Origin of the sequence: Janthinobacterium sp. 344 (assembly GCF_900112025.1) — a bacterium.
Taxonomy (GTDB): domain Bacteria; phylum Pseudomonadota; class Gammaproteobacteria; order Burkholderiales; family Burkholderiaceae_D; genus Janthinobacterium.
The window spans coordinates 167,697-185,531 of the sequence record NZ_FOKL01000005.1; the positions used below are offsets into that span (position 1 = coordinate 167,697).

Sequence of the window (17,835 nt, forward strand, 5' to 3'; positions counted from 1 at the left end):
ATGGACGCTTGCGCGACAGCCAGGCTCCGTTCCCTTCTCTCTAGCCAGGAAACCATTGCCATGACCAAGCTTCACACTGCCCAGCGCCCCGTCCCGAACGTCGACACGGGCGCGCAGCGTAACTCCACGCTGGGCAGCCGCTTGCGGCTCACGCCGCTTGCCTGCGCACTGACCACCATGCTGGTGACGGGCGCCTTTGGCACGCCGGCGCGCGCGCAGCAGGCGTTCAGCGGCGGCTGGTTCGCGGCCAAGGGTGTGGCGCAAGACGCGGCCAGCACGTCGGGCCGCCTGCCGAACGGCCAGCCGCTGCCGCAGGGCAGCCGGCCCGAAGGCCAGCAACAGCAGGCCAATCAGCAGTTGCAGCGTTCGCTCAATAACCTGAACCTGGCCGCGCTCGCCATCGCCGCGCAGCAAGCGGCCCAGGCGCAGGCGCGCCAGGCGGCCGCCGGCGGCGCCAGTGTGCCGAACGGCCTGGCGCAGGGCGGCCTGCAGGTCGACACCAACAGCCTGACGGCCGGCTGGCTCAACGCCCAGGCGCCCGTGCAGACGGTGGCGGACGGCAAGACGGCCGTGGTGGTGCGGCAGACGGCGGACAAGGCCATCCTGAACTGGGAAACATTCAATGTGGGCAAGGACACGACAGTGACGTTCCAGCAGCAGAAGGAGTGGGCCGTGCTGAACCGGGTCAACGATCCGCAGTCCCGTCCCAGCCAGATCCAGGGCCAGATCAAGGCCGATGGCACGGTGCTGCTGGTCAACCGCAACGGCATCGTATTTACCGGCACGAGCCAGGTCGATACGCGCAACCTGGTGGCGGCCGCGGCCCGCATCGGCGACGAGCAGTTCCAGAAGAACGGCATCTACAGCCCCGGCACGGCCGGCGCCACGACGTTGACGGAGGCGGGCGGCAAGGTGCAGGTGCAGGCGGGCGCGCGCCTGGCCAGCAATCTGCCCAAGGGCAGCACGGAAGGCGGCGGTTACGTGATGCTGCTTGGCAAGGAAGTGCACAACGGGGGCGAGATCAGCACGCCGAAAGGCCAGGCCCTGCTGGCCGCCGGCGACAGTTTTACCATTAAAAAAGGCGTAGGCACGGATGGCAATCCGCTGTCGACCACGCGCGGCAGCGAAGTCACGCCGCAATTCGCGGCCGGCGGCACGGCGGGCAAGGTCGTCAACACGGGCCTGATCCAGGCGCGCGAAGGCGACGTCACCCTGGCGGGGCGCACCGTGCAGCAGGACGGCGTCGTGCTCGCTTCCACCACGGCGGCCACGCGCGGCACCATCCACCTGAACGCGCTGGGCAGCGATGCGGGCGTCACCGTGGGACGGGGCGCCACCACGGCCATCGTCATCGAGGACGACGGCAAGACCACGGCGCTCGACAGCCAGCGCGACGCCATGCGCGGCCCGGCCGTGGCATCGACGGAAAATATTCTCGCTGTCAACGACCGCCGCGACCAGTCGCGCATCGAGATCGGCAGCGCCGGCACGGTGGAATTCCTCGGCGATTCATTGACCCTGGCCACGGGCGGGCAGATCGCCGTCAACGCTGCCAGCCGCAGCCTGCTGCGCGACGGCGCCCAGCTCGACGTTTCCGGCGCCGTGGGCGTCAAGGTGGCGATGGAGGCGAACAATGTCGAGATCAACGTGCAGGGCAACGAGCAGCGCGACGCGCCCGTCAACCGCGACGGCAAGGCCTTGCTCAACAACAATATCTGGGTCGACCGCCGCAAGCTGGTGCTGGTAGCGAAGGGCACGAACGGCTATGACAGCGACCGCTGGTACACGGCCGGCGGCTTGCTGGAAGTGGCCGGCTACCTGGGCACGCAGGGCCATTCCGTCAGCGAATGGATGGCGCAGGGCGGCACGGTCAGCTTCGGCGGCAAGGACGTCGTCACGCAGGCCGGCTCCGGCATCAACCTGTCGGGCGGCACCCTCGATGTGCAGACGGGCATGCTGCGCCAGACCTGGCTGAAAGGCGCCGATGGCAAGCTGCATGAGGCGGGCAGCGCGCCGGCCGACCTGGCATATGCGGGCGTGTACAAGGGCTACGAGGAAGAACATGCGCGCTGGGGCAAGGATGCCAGCGCCTTCTACGCCAATCCCCTGATCGCCGCGCAACAGCGCCTGGAAAACGGCTATACGGTGGGCCGCGACGCGGGCAAGCTGGTCATCGCGACGGGGTCGGCCGTGCTGGAAGGGGCGATCGCGGGCGAGGTCTTCCAGGGCGAGCGCCAGACGCAGGTGCCGCAGGCGCTGCTGGACGGCTACCAGCAGTCGCAGCTGGCGGCCGCGCAGCGGGGGCAATTGATCGTCGGCCAGTACCAGTCGATGTTCGACAAGCGCACGGGCGTGCTGCAGCATGCGCTGTCGGCCGTCATGGACGAGGTGCGCCTGACGCGCGTGCAGGACGGCATCGCCGCCGGCCTCGACGTGACAGGCGCGCTGGCTTCAGAGCGCCAGGCCAGGCTGCTGCTCGATACCAATTTGCTCAATGACCAACACTTGGGCGCCATCCGCATCGCCGCGCAAGGCGCCATCACCGTCGACAGCGCGCTGCAGGTGGCCGATGGCGGCAATATCACCCTGTATGGCAAGGACGTGGCCATCAATGCCAGCCTGCGCAGCCATGGCGGCAGCATCCTGGCCGGCAATGTGCTGAACCAGGTCGGTGCGCTGGGCATGTTGGACACCGTCATCAATCCGGGCGGGCCAGCGGGCCAGCTGGTGCTGGCCGACGGCGTCACGCTCGACACCAGCGGGCTGCTCAGCAATGTGCTGCGCGATCCGCTGGCCGCCGCCGGTTTGCCATATATCAATGGCGGCAATGTGTCGCTGCGGGCCTTTGGCGACGTGCGCATCGGCGATGGCAGCGTGATCGACGCCGGCTCGGGCGCGGCCATCCTGGCGCAGGCGAAACAGCAAGGCGGCAAGGGCGGCAGCGTGACCCTGGCCAGCTACGGCGCCAAGGCCGACCTGGTGCTGGGCGAGGGCGCGCAAGTGCGCGGCCATGGCGTGGCGGGCGGCGGCAAGCTGGAATTGCAGGCGAACAAGATTGTGATCGGCACAATTGAAAAACCCGAGGCCGGCACCCTGCACCTGGGCGGCGACTTCTTCGACAAGGGCTTTTCCAGCTACAGCCTGCTCGGCAAGCAGGGCTTGACGGTGGCGGACGGCACGCAGGTCGACGTGCGCATGCCCGTGCTGCGCGTGGTGGATAACGAGAAATTATCCCTGTGGACGCCGGAGCAGTTCACGGACAATGCGCTGAAAGGCAGCCTGGCGCAGCGCAAGGGCGCCAGCCTGGCCCTGCAGGTGGGAGATATCCAGTCCGGCGCGGCCGACATGGCCGGCGCCGAGCTGCTGATAGGCAAGGGCGCCGTGGTGGGCGTCGATGCGGGCCAGTCCATCAGGCTGGCCAGCGTGGGCCAGCTGACGGTGGACGGGCGCCTGAACGCCTGGGGCGGCAAGATCAGCCTGGGCGGCGTGGGCGTGGACGTGAACGTGTCCGAAGCGGTGGAGGCGGCCGGCCATGGCCGTTCCATCTGGATCGGCGACAATGCCGTGCTGGACGTGGCGGCGCGCGCCGTCACGGCCACCGACGCGCAGGGCCGGCGCTACGGCAAGGTGATCGATGGCGGCAGCATCGTCGTCGGCGGCGAGATCGACCATGCGCAGGGCAGCACGTCGGCGGCCAGCCTGTTCGTCGTCGTGCGCGACGGCGCCGTATTGGATGCTTCCGGCGCGCACGCCGTGCTGGACGTGAACGGCGCGGCCATCGACGTGGCCAGCGCGGGCGGCAGCATCGCGCTGGCGTCGAACAATGGCTTGTACCTCGATGGCCAGCTGCTGGCACGGGCGGGCGGCGCGGGCGCGGCGGGCGGCAGCCTGTCCGTGGCCACGGGCTCCCCCGTCTACCTGAAAACGCTGGCCACGCCCCGGGTGCTGCAGGGCCGCCAGATGAGCGTCACGCAGCGCAAGGTTGCCAGCGACCTGGCCGGCGGCGCGCATGCGCAGGATGCGGCGCAGGACGCCGCGCAGGCACTGCAATACGGCCATGGCCGCCTGTCCGTCGATCAGGTGGAGGCGGGCGGCTTCGGCAACCTGGCCCTGCTGGGCGCCGTCACCTTCGGCGGCGACGTGGCGCTGACGATGCGGCAGAGCCTCCAGCTGTATGGCGCGCCGGCGCTGACGCCCGGCAGTTCGCCTGACGCGACGGTCAGCCTGGCGGCGCCGTATGTGCGCCTGGCCAGCATCAAGCCGGCCGGCCGCGATTTCTATGTCACGCCGGGCAGTGCGGGCGCATCGCCGGTCGCCCGCCAGATCCGCATCGAAGGCGACCTGATCGATGTGCGCGGCCTCGTCAACATCGTCGCCGACGACGTGCGCCTGAGCAGCCGCGGCGACCTGCGTTTCCTGCTCTCGCCGCTGGGCTGGGATGGCAACCAGCCGACGACGGTGCTGTCCACGCCGGGTGACATGCGCCTCAGCGCGGCCCAGCTGTATCCGGAAACGGGCGCCGGCGCCGCCGTGCGCGCCGGTTATGGCTTGATCAACGGCAAGATTGGCTACGCTCCGGCGCGCAGCCTGGCCATCGGCCGCAGCACGGCTGACGTGCCGCGCATGCCGTATGCCGCCTTCGGCTCGCTGGAACTGGCCGCCGCGCATATCGAGCAGGGCGGCGTCGTGCGCGCGCCGCTGGGACGCCTGGCGATCGGCGCGGCCGGCTATGACCATGAGAAGAGCCTGAGCGTCAATCTGCTGTCGAGCAGCATCACCTCCGTCAGCGGCGCCGGCCTCGTCATGCCATATGGCGGCACCGTCGATGGCCAGACCTGGAACGTCAACGGCAAGCCGGCCTCCTTGATGGGCGTGGGCGGCTTCGGCGCGCAGGAAAGCTTGCGCGTCGGCGTGGAATTGGCGGGCGCGGCCGTGGACGTGCGGCCGGGCGCGCTGCTCGACCTGTCCGGCGGCGGCGAACTGGCGGGCGCCGGCTTCATTTCCGGGCGCGGCGGCTCCACCGATGCGCGCTATCATCCGCTGCTGCAGGCGGGCGCGAATGGCGGCTTCGTCTTGCCGGGCCTGGCGACCAATCCCGTGTACGCCATCGTGCCCGGCGCGCAGGCGCCGCAGGCGCCCGCCGGCGGCGAAAAGGGCGCGTCCGATGCGGCCGTGGGCCGGCAGGTGACGATCGGCAATGGCGTGGCAGGTTTGCCCGCCGGTACCTATACCCTGATGCCGTCGACCTATGCCTTGCTGCCGGGCGCCTTCCGCGTGGAATTGAATGGCCTGGCGGGGCAGGGCAGCGCAGGCACGCTGGCGCAGCAGCTGCGCAACGGTTCCTGGGCCGCGCCCGGCACCCTGTCGATTGCCGGCACGGATATCCGCGCGCCGCTGGCCAGCCAGCTGATACTCACGCCGGCCAAGGTCTTGCGCACGTATTCCCAGTACAACGAGACCGGCTATGCCGCGTTTGCCCTGGCCGACGCGCAAACGCGCGGCATTCCCCGGGCCATGCTGCCGTCCGATGCCAAGACGCTCAAGCTGACCCTGGTGCAGGACGGCGGCCTGGATGCGTTCCAGTTCAATGGCAGCGGCAAGTTCGGCGCGGCCGAGGGCGGCTACGGCGGCACCGTGATGCTGGGGTCGAGCAATGTCACCGATGGCGCCATTGAAATCCTCGCCGACGGCGCGCCGGCCACCGGCGTCGCCGGGCTGGTCAGCGTGCGCGCCTCGAGCCTGAACAATATCGGCGCGGCCCGCATTGTGGTGGGCAATATCCCCTCCGTGACCTATGGCCAGGGCGGCAACTACGTGAACTTCGGCGTGCAGTCGGCGCGCGCCATCTACCTGCGCGCGGGCGCCGTGCTGTCGGCGCCCGAGGTATTCCTCGTGGCCATGGACCCGAGCAATGCCATGCTGGGCGACGGCCTGATCGATATCGCGCCCGGCGCCGGCATCAACACTGTGGGACGGGGCAAGGCGGCGTATGACGCCAACGACGGCTTCATCTACAAGGGCCGCGCGGACATGCACATGCTGGCCGCCTCGAACGGCTTGCTCAACGTGGCGCCGGTCGGCGGTGCGGCGCGTGGCGGCATCCGCGTCGGCGCGTGCGGCGACGCCTGCACGGACCAGGGAACAGCCAGCCTGTATTCGGACGGCACCTTGCTGCTGTCGACGAATGGCGGCTTCGAGCTGGACGACTCGGCCCGCTACGGCACGCGCAACCTGAGCCTGTCCGTGGGCGCCATCAACATGGGTAGCAGCGAGGCGCTGGCGGCGGCCCAGGCCAACGGCACGCGTTCCAGCGGCCTGGCCATGAACCAGGGCGTGCTGGACCGCCTGCTGCGCGGCGACACCAGCACGGGCGCGCCGGCCCTGCAGGCGCTGATGTTGAGCGCGGCCGACAGCGTCAATTTCTATGGCGACGTGGTGCTCGATACCTACGACAAGACCAGCGGAAAATCGACCCTGGAACGCCTGGTGCTGACCACGCCCGCCATGTACGGCCAGGGCGGCGCTGATGCCGTGGCCACCATCCGCACGGCCAACCTGATCTGGGGCGGCGCGGTCTCGCCGGCCGGCAATGTCATCGCGCACGGCGCCGGCACGGGCAGCGGCACGTTGAACCTGGAGGCGCAGCGCATCGATTTCGGCTTCGGCCCGTTCACGCAGCCGGCCGGCGTCGCTTCGTTCGACCGCCTGGCGCTGGGCTTTGGCCACGTCAACCTGAAGGCGTCGGGCCAGGTCACGGCCAACCACAAGGGTGGCCTGTCCGTCTACCAGGCGCAGGGCGCCTACGAGGCGGGCAAGGGGTATCAATACAGCGGCGGCAACCTCGATATCAGCACGCCATTGCTGACGGGCGACGCCGGTTCGTCGCACAGCTACACGGCGGGCGGCGCGCTGACGGTGGCGGCGCCGGCCGGCGCGGCGCCAGCGGCTGCCGTCAGGAACAACGACGGGCTGGGCGCGCAACTGGCGCTGAACGGCGACAGCGTGAGCGTGGCCACGGCCGTGGTGCTGCCGAGCGGCAAGTTGACGATTGACGCGCGGCATGACATTGCCCTGGCCGACGGCGCGCGCATCGACCTGGCGGGCCGCAAGTCCACCTTCTTCGACGTGGACAAATACAGCTGGGGCGGCGATGTGGTCCTGGACAGCCGCGCCGGCGATATCCGCCAGGCCGCGGGCAGCGTGATCGACCTGTCGGCCGAGAACAACCGCGCCGGCAGCCTGAAGGCCGTGGCCCTCGATGGCGCGGCCGGCATGGTGGAGTTGCAGGGCAGGATACTGGGCGGCGCCAGCGGCAGCTACGACGCGGGCGGCACCGTGGTGCCCTACAAGAAAGGCAGCGTGGAGGTGCGCGCGCAGACGCTGGGCGCGGGCGGCACGCCGGACAGCCAGTTCGCGTCGCTGAACACGCGCCTGACGGACGGCGGCGTGACGGGCGCGCGCAGCTTCCAGCTGAAACAGGGCGATTTGACTATTGGCAATGAACTCAAGGCGGGCGAGGTGCAGGTATCGCTCGACAATGGCCGCCTGACGGTGGCCGGCGTGATCGATGCCAGCGGCGAGCGCGTGGGCAGCATCCGCCTGGCCGGCCAGCATGGACTCACCTTGGCCGGCAACGCCGTGCTCGACGCGCATGGCACGCTGTTGCGCGTCGACAGCTATGGCAAGATCATCGACAGCCCGAACCGCGCCACGGTGGAGCTGAACGGGGGCGAAGGCCTGTTGAGCCTGGCGGGCGGCGCGCAGATCGACGTGCGCCACGGCACGGCGGCCGTGGCCGGCAAGGGCAAGGGCGAACACGACGGCGCCGCGCGCGGCACGGTGGAATTGAGCGCGCCGCGCCTGGGCAGCGGCGGCGCGCGCACGGATCTTGACGCGGCCACGTTTGGCGACATCGCCATTGCGGCCGGCGGCGGCTTGACCATACGCGGCGCGAAATCGATCGCCGTCAACGCCATGCAGCGCTACGACGACGCGGCCTACGCCACGGACCTGTCGGCCAGCGGCCGCCCGTATCAGGTGATCAACCAGGCATATCTCGACAGCAAGCATGCGGACAGCACGGCCTTCATCGATGCGGCGCTGGCCAACACGAACTTGCGCAACGGCAAGCTGGCGGGCCTGGCCACGGCCGCGTATGCCGAGGCGCTGCACCTGCGCCCCGGCGTCGATATCGTCAGCAAGACGCCCGATGGCGACCTGGTGGTGCGGGGCGACCTGGACTTGTCCGGCATGCGCTATGCCAGCCTGAATCCGCGCTTCCCGCAGACGACCGTGCGCGGGTCGGGCGAGGTGGGCAGCCTGCTGCTGCGCGCCGGCGGCGACCTGAGCATCTATGGCAGCATCAACGACGGCTTCGCGCCGCCACCGGCCACCCAGGATGACAAGGGCTGGGTCCTGCTGCCCGGACGCGACATCAATGGCAGCGACATCATCGTGCCGGGCCAGGGCGTGACCGTGGCCGACGGCACCTTGTTCCCGGGCGGCGCCGTGCTCAATTACGACCTGCCCGTCAAGGGCTTCAATCTGGACGCGCAGACGCGCCTGCCCGTGGCAGTGACCCTGGCGCAGGCCGTGACCTTGCCAGCCGGCACGGTGCTGGCCGCCGCCGTGCGCGACGGCGCCGGCAACATCGTCCATGCGGCAGGTACCTTGCTGGCCACGCCGCAGACCTTGACGGCCGGCATGCGCCTCGATGCAGGCAGCGTGCTGGCGCAAGCGGTGAAGGTGGGCGCCATGACCTGGCCCAAGGGCATGCCGCTGCCCGGCGTGGCGGGCGAACGTTCGGTGTTTGCACTCAATGGCAACCTGGCGCTGGCCGTCGGTTCCCTGATCCCGTCCGGCACGGACGTCAAGCTGATGGCCGGCGTGGAATCGATCGCGCTGCGCCCGGACGTGGCGGGCAGCCAGGGCAAGCTGTGGGCCATCGCGCCCATGCTGGCCGAAGGCTCGCAGGCGTGGGGCATGCGCCTGGTGGCCGGTGCCGATCTCGCTGCGGCCGACACGCGCGCCGTGCAGGCGCATCCGGACCACGGCACCCTGCGCCTGGCCGACAGCCATTACGGCAGGTATGGCGTGCTGGTGCCGCCGAAGGGCGTGCAGTACTGGAGCCAGGCGGCTGCCGATCTGGGCGTCGAGGGCATCGTGGCGGGGGAAGTCATTACCGAGGAATTCACCAGCCAGTTCGGCCAGACTGTGGCGGAGCTCTGCGCCAGTGACCCGTCCCTGTGCGTGCTGAAGGTGGCCTACGTGTGGACCAAGGTCGGCGCGGAAGAGTTCGCGGATCCCAGCGTCAAGGAAGGCGACTTGCTCGACCCCGTGGCGCTGGGCATGCCCACCCTGTGCGAGGAGTATCCCACCTGGTGCGGCACGTCGAACCCCACGTTCAACTACAAGGAGAGCAGCCTGCGCTACAGCGTGCTGCGCACGGGCACGGGCGACCTGGACCTGGTCAGCGGCGGCGACCTGCGCATGGACAGCCTGTATGGCGTGTACACGGCCGGCATGTCGTCCGTGCCGACGGCGGCGGGCGACCCGTACAACCAGGCGCGGGCGCGCAATGCGGACGGCAAGGTGCTGAACAACCCGGACGGCGCGCATGAGGCGCTGGTCGATGGCGGCGCCGACAGCATTTACCGCGCCTGGTACCCGGACCAGGGCGGCAATCTGCTGCTGAAGGTGGGGGGCAACCTGACGGGCTCGCTGATGACGGGCAGCGCGGCGATCAATCTGCGCCCCATCACGTCCGACAGCGGCTACGACAGCACGGCCGTGGGCAACTGGCTGTGGCGCCAGGGCAGCGGCGATGTCGTCACCGGCGGCGCGGCGCAGCCGGTGGCGTGGTGGGTCAATTTCGGCACCTACGTGGGGCGCAGGAGCCTGGCCGACGCCGTGCTGGGCTTTACGGGCTTCGGCACCCTCGGTGGCGGCAACCTGCGCGCCGACGTGGCGGGCGACGCCGGCGCGCTGGCGCTGGCGCAGGGCAGCAGCTATGACGGCAATATCAATCCCCGTTCGCAGGGCTTGCTGCTGGCGGTGGGCGGCACGGGCCGCGTGAGCGCCGATGGCAGCATGGTGCTGACGGGCGGCGGCGACCTGGACCTGCGCGTAGGCGGCGCCATCAACCCGGCAGGCGCGCCGGGCGCGGGCGGCGGCCACATGAATGGCGTCCTCGTCAACTTGCGGGGCCACGCGGAAACGTCGGCCGCGCAGCTGGGCAGCCTGAAGCTGCAATACGGCACGCAGAACACCGATCATGCGCCGAAGGAAACGCGGGCCTACGATGCCTTCACGGCCACGCGCGCCACGCCGCACGGCGCCATGACCCTGGTGCCGGGCGATGCCACGTTCAGCGTGGCGACCCTGGGCGACCAGGTGCTGCAGGATGTGGCCGATCCGGGCCGCGTCATGATGGTCAACGCGACATCCGTGCGTGGGCCGTCCGGCGAAGCGGGCCTCGGCTTCAGCTGGTTCAGCCTGTGGACGCCGAACACGGCGCTCGACCTGTTTTCCGCCGGCGGCAACCTGACGCCGTTGGCGGCGGCGATAGGCACGGAAACCGATTTCGCCACCATCTATCCATCCATCGTGCGCGTTGCCGCAGCGCATGGCAGCCTGTACTACGGCAAGACGGTTACGGACAGCAATGGCGCCAACAGCTATGCGGCCCCCTTGCTGCTGGCGCCTTCGCCAAAGGCACAGCTGGAATGGCTGGCCGGCGATTCCATCTATGCGGGCGGTTTTTCCATCGGCCAGTCCGGCGCGGCGGTGGGCAGCATGGCGACGCCATTCAAGCCAGCTTATCTTGCGCTGCCGCCCAATGCGTGGTCGAACGAAACGCTGGCCAGCAATCTGTCCGGCACGGGGGCGCCGGCCGCGGAAAACAAATATCCGCTGTTCGCCTTCGGTCCCGATACGGCCGCCGGCCCAGGCAACAGCGGCACGCAGACGGCGCGCATCTATGCCGCCAGGGGCGACCTGCTGGGCGTCAGCGTGGGCCGCATCGTCGAATTCTATGACGCCAGGCACGCGGGCATCACCTGGCATGAGGGAGCGCAGCCCGTCTGGATGAAAGCGGGCCGCGACATCGTCAGCAGCGGCACGGCGCAGCTGGAAGGCGTGGCCGGCAACGACAGCCTGAGCGGCATGATGTTCAACACTGACGGCAACCTGTTCGTGCACAACAACGCGCATGACGTGTCGCTGGTGTCGGCCGGGCGCGATATCCTGGGCAGCTCCTTCAAGGTGGCCGGCCCCGGCACGCTCGATATCAGCGCCGGGCGCAACATATTGATGCAGGACAAGGGCAGCGTCGTCAGCCTCGGCCCCGTTGTTCCAGGCGACAAGCGTGCGGGCGCCGGCATCGCCATGCAGGCGGGCGTGGGCGCGGCCGGCCTCGACTACCTGCGCTTCGTCAAGCCGTATCTGGACCCGGCCAACGTGGCGCAGGCGGGCGTGCCGCTGGCCGAGCAGGCCGGCAAGGTGGTGAAATCGTACGAGGCCGAGCTGGCCGGCTGGCTGAATGAACGCTACGGCTTCAAGGGCACGGCCGCCGAGGCGCTGGCCTTTTATCTGGCCCTGGCCGAGCCGCAGCAGCGCGTGTTCGCCCGCAATGTGTATTTTGCGGAACTGAAGGCGGGCGGGCGCGAGTTCAACGACGCCGACAGCCCGCGCCATGGCAGCTTCCTGCGCAGCCGCAATGCCATCGCGGCCCTGGCGCCGGCCACGGACGCCAGCGGCAAGGCGATTGCCTATGCGGGCGACATCGTCATGTACCGTGGCACGTTTGGTCTCTACAACGCGGGCTCGGGCAACTACGACCGCATCGTGCCCCGCAGCGGCTATGTGCACACCAACTTCGGCGGCGATATCCAGCTGCTGACGCCGGGCGGCAAGCAGGTGTTCGGCATCGAAGGCGAGGCGCCGCCGGCCACGTCGGGCGTCATCACCAAGGGCGGCGGCAATATCGACCTGTTTTCGCACGGCAGCATCTTGCTGGGCCAGAGCCGCATCATGACCACGTTTGGCGGCGATATCCTCGGCTGGTCGTCGCAGGGCGACATCAACGCGGGGCGCGGTTCGAAGTCGACCATCGTCTACACGCCGCCCAAGCGCGTGTATGACAACTGGGGCAATGTGACGCTGGCGTCCGACGTGCCCAGCACGGGCGCCGGCATCGCCACCCTGGCGCCGATCGCCGAAGTGCCGGCCGGCGACGTGGACCTGCTGGCGCCGCTGGGCACCATCGACGCGGGCGAGGCGGGCATCCGCGTCTCGGGCAGCGTCAACCTGGCCGCGCTGACGGTGATGAACGCGGCGAACATCCAGGTCAAGGGCGAAGCGAAGGGCATGCCGGCGGTGGCGGCCGTCAACGTGGCCGCCATGACGAACGCCAGCGCGGCCGCCACGCAGGCCACGGCCGCCGCGCAGGACGTGGTGCAGCGCGAGCGCGCCGCCACCCGCGCCGCGCAGCCCTCCGTGTTCACGGTGCGCGTGCTGGGGTTCGGCAATGACGCGCCGCCCGACAGCGCGCAAGCGGCGCCGCAGGAGGGCGCGCGCGCCGAGGCGGCCGATTACAACCCGCGCAGCGCCGTGCGCGTGCTGGGCCTGGGCGCGCTGCCGGCATCGGCCACGCGCCAGCTGACGGCGCAGGAGCGCAGCAGGTTGTCGCCATGATGGCCGGCTTGGCGGGCGCAGCGGGGGCGGCTCCGGCGCTGCGGCAGGCGGCCATGGCCTGGTACCGGCCCGTCATCCGGCCCCGCTTGCCGGCGGCCAACGACGTGGCGCAGGAGCACGCGCCAGGGCAGGGCGCCCGGCTGCAGGCCGTGCTGGAAGACAATTACGCGGGCTTGCACCGGCGCCTGGCGCGCCACCTGGGCTGCGCCGAGCTGGCCAGCGACAGCCTGCACGACGCCTGGCTGCGCCTGGGCGCCCTGGCGGTGGGCGGCCCCGCGCCGCTGGCGCACAGCCCCGTCGCCTACGTCTTCCGCGTGGCGTGCAATGCGGCCATGGACAGCCTGCGCCGCAGCCGCGCCTGGCTGCATGCGGACGCGGGCGAGGAGGACGGCGATGCGGGCCTGGTCGAGTTCCTCGCCGATACGGCGGCCGGGCCGGAACGCCTGGCCGAGCTGCAGGCGGACGTGCGGCGCCTGGCGCAGGCCGTCGAGCTGCTGCCGCGGCGCCACCGCCAAGTGCTCGAAGCGCTGCGCGTGGACGAACTGACCCGCCAGGAAGTGGCGCAGCGGCATGACATGTCGCTGCGCAACGTCGATACGGCCTTGCGCCAGGCGCTCGACCACTGCGCCCGCCACACGGGCTACGCGGCGCAGGGCGGCGTCGGCACGACGCGGCGCGGCCTGCGGCTGAACGTTCGTTCGCGTACAGACGCGTAAGCCTCCTGCCGGTAGACTGGAACTTCGGGCCTGCATGCGCCCACCCAGCCACCAGCCAGGAGGAAGCGCGAGATGAGCGAGATGAGCGAGATCAAGCCGATCAACGAGGTGAATGCGGGCCGGCGCGGCCTGCTCATCGCCGGCGCGCTGTCGGCCACCGCCGTGGCCGTGCCCGGCGTCACCGGGGCGGCGGAAGCGGTCAACACGGCCGCCCAGGCGGGCCAGGTGCCGCCCGTCCTGATGCACGTCAGCCTGGACATCAACGGCCGGCGCCACAGCCTGGAAATCGACACGCGCACCAGCCTGCTCGACGTCCTGCGCGAACACCTGCACCTGACGGGCACCAAGAAGGGCTGCGACCACGGCCAGTGCGGCGCCTGCACCATCATGCTCGACGGCCAGCGCATCAATGCCTGCCTGACCCTGGCCGTGATGCATGACGGTGCCAGTGTCACCACCATCGAGGGGCTGGGCACGCCCGACAAGCTGCATCCGATGCAGGCCGCCTTCATCGCGCATGACGGCTATCAATGCGGCTACTGTACCCCGGGGCAGATCTGTTCGGCCATCGCCGCGCTCGGTGAAATACGCCAGGGCATCCCCAGCCATGTCAGCGCGGACTTGACCGCGCGCCCCGCGGTGACGCCGGAAGAATTGCGCGAGCGCATGAGCGGCAATATCTGCCGCTGCGGCGCCTATTCCAATATCATCGAGGCCATCACCGAGGTGGCGGGGAGGCCCGCATGAGAGTCTTCAGCTACCAGAAGGCGGCCACCCCGGCCGAAGCGGCGGCGGCCGCCTTGCGCACGCCGGGCGCCAAGTTCATCGCCGGCGGCACGAATCTGCTCGATCTGATGAAACTGGAAATCGAGACCCCCGCGCATCTGATCGACGTCAATGGCCTGGCGCTGGACCAGGTGGAAGCGACGAGGGACGGCGGCCTGCGCATCGGCGCCCTGGTGCGCAACACGGCGCTGGCCGCGCACGCCACGGTGCGGCGCGATTATGGCGTGCTGTCGCGCGCCTTGCTGGCCGGCGCCTCGGCGCAACTGCGCAACAAGGCGACGACGGCGGGCAACCTGCTGCAACGCACGCGCTGTCCGTATTTCTATGACACCAACCAGGCGTGCAACAAGCGCGTGCCGGGCAGCGGCTGTTCCGCCATCGGCGGTTTCAGCCCGCCCCTGGCCATCCTGGGCGGCAGCGAGGCCTGCATCGCCACGCACCCCAGCGACATGGCCGTGGCCATGCGCCTGCTCGACGCCAGCATCGACACGGTGCGTCCCGACGGCGCCGCGCGCAGCATCCCCATCGCCGACTTTTACCGCTTGCCGGGCAACACGCCGCAGCTGGAAACCGTGCTGCAGCCGGGCGAGCTGATCACCAGTGTGGTCTTGCCCCCGCCGCTGGGCGGCACCCACCTCTACCGCAAGGTGCGCGACCGCGCCTCGTATGCGTTCGCGCTGGTATCCGTGGCGGCCGTGATCTTGCCGAACGGCACGGGCAGGCTGGCCCTGGGCGGCGTCGCGCCGCAGCCGTGGCGGATTGCCGCCGCCGAGCAGGCGCTGCCGAATGGCGCCGCCGCCGTGAGCGAACGCCTGCTGGCGGGCGCCAGGCCGACGCAAGACAATGCCTTCAAGCTCACCCTGGCGCAGCGCAGCGTGGCATCCGTGCTGGCCGAAGCACAAGCAGCGCACACGACGAAAGGCTGAGGCCATGAAATTTTCCACACCTGCGACCACCAATCCCATCGACCAGCTGAAAGTCGTGGGCCGTCCCACTGACCGCATCGACGGTCCCCTGAAAACCTCGGGCACGGCGCCGTACGCGTATGAACAGAACAGCGCCGCGCCGAACGCCGCGTATGGCTACGTGGTGGGCGCGGCGATCGCCAAGGGGCGCATCGCCTCGCTGGATGCCAGCGCGGCGCGGCGCGCGCCGGGCGTGCTGGCCGTCGTGACGGCGGAATCGGCGGGCAAGCTGGGCAAGGGCAAGATGAACACGGCGAAGCTGCTGGCCGGGCCGGACATCGAGCATTACCACCAGGCCATCGCGCTGGTGGTGGCGGAAACGTTTGAACAGGCCCGCGCGGCCGCGCAGCTGCTCGACGTGCGCTATGTGGAACAGCCGGGCGTGTTCGACCTGGCGAAGGCGAAAGGCAGCGCCACCAAGCCGAAGGACGACAAGCCCGACAGCAAGACGGGCGACTTCGCGGGCGCCTATGCCAGCGCCCCCGTGCGCCTCGATGCCACGTATACGACGCCCGACCAGTCGCACGCGATGATGGAGCCGCACGCCTCGATTGCCAGCTGGAATGGCGATGCGGTGACGGTGTGGACGGCGAACCAGATGGTGGACTGGGGCCGGGGCGACCTGGCGCGCACCCTGGGCGTGCCGAAGGACAAGGTGCGCATCGTCTCGCCCTACATCGGCGGCGGCTTCGGCGGCAAGCTGTTCGTGCGCGCGGAAGCCTTGCTGGCGGCCCTGGGCGCGCGCGCGGCGCAGCGTCCCGTCAAGGTGGCCCTGACGCGGCCCCTGATGTTCAATAACACGACGCACCGGCCGGCCACCATCCAGCGCCTGCGCATCGGCGCCACGCGCGATGGCAAGATCACGGCCATCGGCCATGAATCGTGGTCCGGCGATTTGAAAGGCGGCAAGCCGGAAACGGCCGTGATGCAGACGCGCTTGCTGTACGCGGGCGCCAACCGCATGACGGCCATGCGCCTGGCCGTGCTCGATTTGCCCGAAGGCAACGCCATGCGCGCGCCGGGCGAGGCGCCGGGCCTGATGGCGCTGGAAATCGCCATGGACGAGATGGCGGATAAACTGAAGATGGACCCCATCGTCTTTCGCATCCTCAACGACACGAAGGTGGACCCGGAAAAACCGGGCCGACCGTTTTCCCAGCGCCGCCTGATCGATTGCCTGCGCACGGGCGCCGTGGAATTCGGCTGGAAAGAGCGCCAGTCCCAGCCGGGCATGCGCCGCGATGGCCGCTGGCTCGTGGGCATGGGCGTGGCGGCCGCCTTCCGCAACAACCTCGTCATGCAGTCCGCCGCCCGCGTGCGCCTCGATGGCAACGGCATCATCACGGTGGAAACGGACATGACGGACATCGGCACGGGCAGCTACACGATTATTGCCCAGACGGCGGCGGAAATGCTGGGCGTGCCCCTGAACCGTGTCGTCGTGCGCCTGGGCGACTCGGATTTCCCCGTCTCGGCCGGATCGGGCGGGCAGTGGGGCGGCAACAGCTCGACGGCGGGCGTGTATGCGGCCTGCGTGCGCCTGCGCCAGGCCATCGCCGGCAAGCTCGCTTTCGACGAGAAAGAGGTGCGTTTTTCGGATGGCCAGGTGAGCCAGGGCGAGCGCAGCGTGCCGCTGGCGGCGGCCGCCTACCATGGCGATATCGTCGCGGAAGACCGCATGGAATACGGCGACCTGGATAAAAAGTTCCAGCAATCCACGTTCGGCGCCCATTTCGTCGAAGTGGGCGTGGACAGCGACACGGGCGAAGTGCGCGTGCGGCGCATGCTGGCCGTCTGCGCGGCCGGCCGCATCCTGAATCCGAAGGCGGCCCGCAGCCAGGTGATCGGCGCCATGACCATGGGCGTGGGCGCGGCCCTGATGGAAGAGCTGGTGGTCGACCAGCGCCGCGGCTACTTCGTCAACCACGACCTGGCCGGCTACGAAGTGCCCGTGCATGCCGACATCCCGCACCAGGACGTCATCTTCCTCGACGAAACCGACCCCATGTCCTCGCCCATGAAAGCCAAGGGCGTGGGCGAGCTGGGTATCTGCGGCGTGGCGGCCGCCATCGCCAATGCCGTGTACAACGCGACGGGGGTGAGGGTGCGCGCGTATCCGGTGACCCTGGACAAGCTGATCGGCAAGCTCGATGGCAAGGCGATGGCGCGGGCCTGATGCCGCGTCTTGCGACGCCGCCGCGCAGCCCGGCGACGCGCGTGGCATGGCGCAGTGGGTGATCGCAGGCCGGCCAGCATTGGTCGGCCTGGGATCAGCTTGCGGTCAGTGCTTCAGTAACCCCGAAAGAAATGGCGGATCGCTTTCGAGCGGCTTTCTTTCTTGGAAAAATTCAAGGTGTAGCGTTGCTTTGCCAGCGTCTTGACGAGGGCATGGCGCGCGGCCGCGTTGGCTATGTCATCCGGCAGTGTCGCTGCGCGCAAATCGAATTCCGGTGCCTCCATCCCTTCATCCATCTCATATCGCGCAGGGAAAAAGATTCTTTTCAGTATGACAAATACCAGGGCAACAAGGGCAAGGCAGGCAGCAAGCAAAAGATAATTCATGGCGCTCGAATGAAAAGGGGCTAGGCAAATACCGGAATGTCGATATTGCTTGAAAGGAAATTAGCATACCATGCCGTTACAGTGAATCAGCGCGCTATTTTTGTGCTTGGCCA

6 protein-coding genes are annotated in these 17,835 nt (G+C 69.4%); 5 read left to right on the top strand and 1 reads right to left on the bottom strand.

The window, feature by feature from the left end; all coding sequences use genetic code 11:
- Positions 1-60 precede the first annotated feature (60 nt).
- From BM193_RS15305 to paoC, 5 genes are all read left to right on the top strand, one after another.
- The gene (locus tag BM193_RS15305; RefSeq protein ID WP_092797336.1) at positions 61-12,693 is read left to right on the top strand and encodes a filamentous haemagglutinin family protein; all 12,633 of its coding nucleotides are present in this window, start codon (positions 61-63) and stop codon (positions 12,691-12,693) included.
- Positions 12,690-13,409, top strand: a complete 720-nt coding sequence (locus BM193_RS15310) for an RNA polymerase sigma factor (RefSeq protein WP_092797337.1) — start codon at positions 12,690-12,692, stop codon at positions 13,407-13,409. Before BM193_RS15305 ends, BM193_RS15310 begins: the two co-directional genes overlap by 4 nt.
- Before the next feature lie 72 nt (positions 13,410-13,481).
- On the top strand, positions 13,482-14,156 hold the full coding sequence (gene paoA, locus BM193_RS15315; protein ID WP_254786223.1) for an aldehyde dehydrogenase iron-sulfur subunit PaoA: 675 nt from the start codon (positions 13,482-13,484) through the stop codon (positions 14,154-14,156).
- Positions 14,153-15,121, top strand: a complete 969-nt coding sequence (locus BM193_RS15320) for an FAD binding domain-containing protein (protein ID WP_092832419.1) — start codon at positions 14,153-14,155, stop codon at positions 15,119-15,121. Before paoA ends, BM193_RS15320 begins: the two co-directional genes overlap by 4 nt.
- Positions 15,122-15,125: 4 nt before the next feature.
- On the top strand, positions 15,126-17,336 hold the full coding sequence (gene paoC, locus BM193_RS15325; RefSeq protein WP_092797339.1) for an aldehyde oxidoreductase molybdenum-binding subunit PaoC: 2,211 nt from the start codon (positions 15,126-15,128) through the stop codon (positions 17,334-17,336).
- 113 nt (positions 17,337-17,449) lie between these two features.
- On the opposite strand, the gene BM193_RS28435 is transcribed toward paoC, so the two are convergent.
- Complete coding sequence (locus tag BM193_RS28435) at positions 17,450-17,722, bottom strand: hypothetical protein (protein ID WP_139176089.1); 273 nt, start codon at positions 17,720-17,722, stop codon at positions 17,450-17,452.
- Positions 17,723-17,835 lie beyond the last annotated feature (113 nt).

Excerpts from the sequence above, each read along its gene's own strand:
- BM193_RS15320 (WP_092832419.1), top strand. The coding sequence starts at position 14,153 with ATGAGAGTCTTCAGCTACCAGAAGGCGGCCACCCCGGCCGAAGCGGCG.
- BM193_RS15305 (WP_092797336.1), top strand. The coding sequence starts at position 61 with ATGACCAAGCTTCACACTGCCCAGCGCCCCGTCCCGAACGTCGACACG.
- BM193_RS15310 (WP_092797337.1), top strand. The coding sequence starts at position 12,690 with ATGATGGCCGGCTTGGCGGGCGCAGCGGGGGCGGCTCCGGCGCTGCGG.
- BM193_RS28435 (WP_139176089.1), bottom strand. The coding sequence starts at position 17,722 with ATGAATTATCTTTTGCTTGCTGCCTGCCTTGCCCTTGTTGCCCTGGTA.
- paoC (WP_092797339.1), top strand. The coding sequence starts at position 15,126 with ATGAAATTTTCCACACCTGCGACCACCAATCCCATCGACCAGCTGAAA.
- paoA (WP_254786223.1), top strand. The coding sequence starts at position 13,482 with ATGAGCGAGATGAGCGAGATCAAGCCGATCAACGAGGTGAATGCGGGC.